Raw genomic sequence first — 2,637 nt, forward strand, 5'->3', positions numbered from 1 at the left:
GCGATTACCGGGGTACTTTCGAAGGAACTGGCTTCCCGCAAAATCCGCGTCAATTCTGTCAATCCGGGAGCGACGCTAAGCGAAGGAACGCAGGCAGCGGGCCTGTATGGCATCGAGAGTGATTTCGAAAAACAACTGGTCGCAATGACTCCTTTAAACCGCATCGGCACACCAGCAGACATTGCCCGGGTGGTCGCTTTTCTCGCTTCTGACGATTCCGGCTGGCTGACCGGTGAGATCATTCAGGCATCGGGAGGACTGCGCTGAGAAGACTCGGAAGAACTGAATAACGACGAAAGCGCGTTTCCTAATTTTCCATCATCTTCAATAGCGAGAGGAACATTCAAATGAACATGAATTTAGCATCCACCATTTTCTTTCTGTTTATTTCAATCATGCCTGTGCAGGAACTATCGGCAGCCGATCCCCCCAAACAGGAAGTCAGACAGGCACTGCAACAATTCGCCGGCACCTGGAAGATCGTTTCCAGTGAACCCGCAGGAGTGACAAAAGAGGCAACGCAACTGGTTTTTCGCAAAGATCTGACATACGCGGCACTGGATCAAAATGGAAAGGAACTCTGGTCAGGAACTTTCGATCTGGATCCCGCAGCGAAGCCAAAAATATGGGATCACCGCTCCCATGCCGCCCGGAAGGAGGGAGGCGATGCGTTAGGGATTTATGAACTGGACGGCGACCAACTCAAAGTCGCTTGTGTCGTGGGTGCCTGGAAAAGTAAAGAGTGGACCGGAAAACCACGTCCCGCAGTATTCAAATTACCCGAGGCTGATGTGGTGCTGCAATTGCAACGCCAAGCCACGGGTCCCTGAAATTCTATTTCGACCACGAAAAACACGAAACCGCACGAAAGAAAAAAGGGTGAGCCCGGATGCACATCCGGGCCGAGCGCAGCGAGCAGGAGGTCGCAGCTCACTCAACCAAGCCAGAACAATCAAACCAACCCCGTAGGGGCGAACCCATGTGTTCGCCCGCGGTCTCGACATACTTTGCTTTGCCGCACTGCGAACGGTTTATCTGGTCCCGTTCCGAGTTTAAAACCAGTTCGATCTTCCCCAGGCGGGCGGACACATGGAACCGCCCCTACCGCAAGCAGCTTGGAAGGTTATCAATCGTTCGAACACTTTCACTGACAACCTCCTGTTGTCTGCGACAATCCCGAATTACATTCGGGACCACCCCAGGTTGATACTTCTCACCAACCCGATTCTTTCGTGCGTGTTAGTGCTTTTCGTGGTTCAAAAAACGATCACAAAAAGACCTTCAAATAAGGAAAAACGAACGAAATTCCAGACCCCCGGGTGCCATCTGTCGGCTTGCCCGACCGTGTTTTGAGTAACCGACCCACTCAAGAGAAAAAAGGGTGAGCCCGGATGCACATCCGGGCCGAGCGCAGCGAGCAGGAGGTCGCAGTTAAAACGACCTGCTCAGAATCATTAATCATCACTGATCTGTACTTCAAACCCTTTGTTCAAATCAAGAATAAAGGGAACCCACATATCTGGTGGATCCATACAGGCTCGACCGAAAATCAATCCATCTACTATGCGGGTGATTTCAACTCCATCAACGGCAACCGAGTGACGCCACAGTTCCGATCCATTCATGGAAATGGCAATAATGTCATTATAGGTCGCAAGTAATGCGATTTTTCCATGTGGAGCAATGGAACAGTCAATGCCAGAATTATCAATGTAAGTCCACTCGTCAGGGTGATCGGGTCGGACAAAGTATGACGCACCATGAGCGATGACGATGATCGCGTTTGCAGTACTCCATTCGATGATCTTTGTAGCATAGCCATAACCAGCTTGCAGGTTGCCAATCCATTCTTTCCCCGAATCTGGTTGAACACGAATAACATACCCTTCAGACCAGGGAGTTGGTTTACCGGTATGAAGATGCACGGGAAGGGAACCCGTTCCAGGTAAGCCAGGTACAAAAGTTGCTTTCATAAATTCGAATCAAAACCTGTTTTATAATGAAATATCTAGCCACGTACCTACTTCAACTGCCCGTCGATCCAGTCGGCCATTTGTTCCACTTCTTCGTGGATCGTGGGCCAGGGGTGGCCGCCCCCTTCTTTGATGATGAACTTTACCGGCACCTCCGCTTTCTGCAGGGCCGCGACCATCACCCGCGACTGTTGAATCGGCACCATGAAATCCGCTGTGCCATGGATGATCAGAAATGGAGGCAGGCCCGGCTTCACCAGGCGGGCCGGGGAGAACGCGGTTCGCAGTTCGTCCAGGCGGCTGACGTCAATCGTTTCTGAACCTTTCGGCGTGATCAGTCGGCGGATTGATTGCGCGAGTTGATCTTCGCCGCTGATGTCTATTTTGAAGCCGCCGTAGTTCATCAGATCAGTGGGCGGAAAAAAGACAGCCACCGCTTTCACCCGTGTTTTAGACTTAGCATCCGCCGCCGAAACCGCCGCCATACACGCCAGGTGACCGCCGGCCGAAGCGCCCAGCATCGCCAGCCGATTCGGGTCGACCTGGTATTCCTTCGCATGTTCTTTGACCCACAGAATGCCGCGATTCACATTTTCCAGCATCTCGGGGCCATTGAATTTCGCAATCGAACCGGGTCGAATCGCGAACACGGTATAGCCGCGCG

The 2,637-nt window shown here is 52.1% G+C and carries 4 protein-coding genes; 2 read left to right on the forward strand and 2 right to left on the reverse strand.

The genetic code is table 11. The features are described from left to right. Positions 1-267, forward strand: a 267-nt coding sequence (locus AACZ40_RS28935) for an SDR family oxidoreductase (RefSeq protein WP_339677148.1), incomplete at its 5' end; no start/stop codon positions are given. Positions 268-347: 80 nt separating this feature from the next. Next, complete coding sequence (locus tag AACZ40_RS28940; RefSeq protein WP_291173869.1) at positions 348-830, forward strand: TIGR03067 domain-containing protein; 483 nt, start codon at positions 348-350, stop codon at positions 828-830. Positions 831-1,454: 624 nt separating this feature from the next. Here AACZ40_RS28940 and AACZ40_RS28945 read toward each other — a convergent pair. Beyond that, entirely contained in the window at positions 1,455-1,973 is a 519-nt protein-coding gene (locus AACZ40_RS28945) for a hypothetical protein (protein ID WP_291173872.1), read from the reverse strand. Positions 1,974-2,020: 47 nt separating this feature from the next. Next, positions 2,021-2,637, reverse strand: a 617-nt coding sequence (locus tag AACZ40_RS28950) for an alpha/beta hydrolase fold domain-containing protein (RefSeq protein ID WP_339677150.1), incomplete at its 5' end; no start/stop codon positions are given.

Origin of the sequence: uncultured Gimesia sp. (assembly GCF_963972345.1) — a bacterium.
In the GTDB taxonomy this organism is placed as follows: domain Bacteria; phylum Planctomycetota; class Planctomycetia; order Planctomycetales; family Planctomycetaceae; genus Gimesia.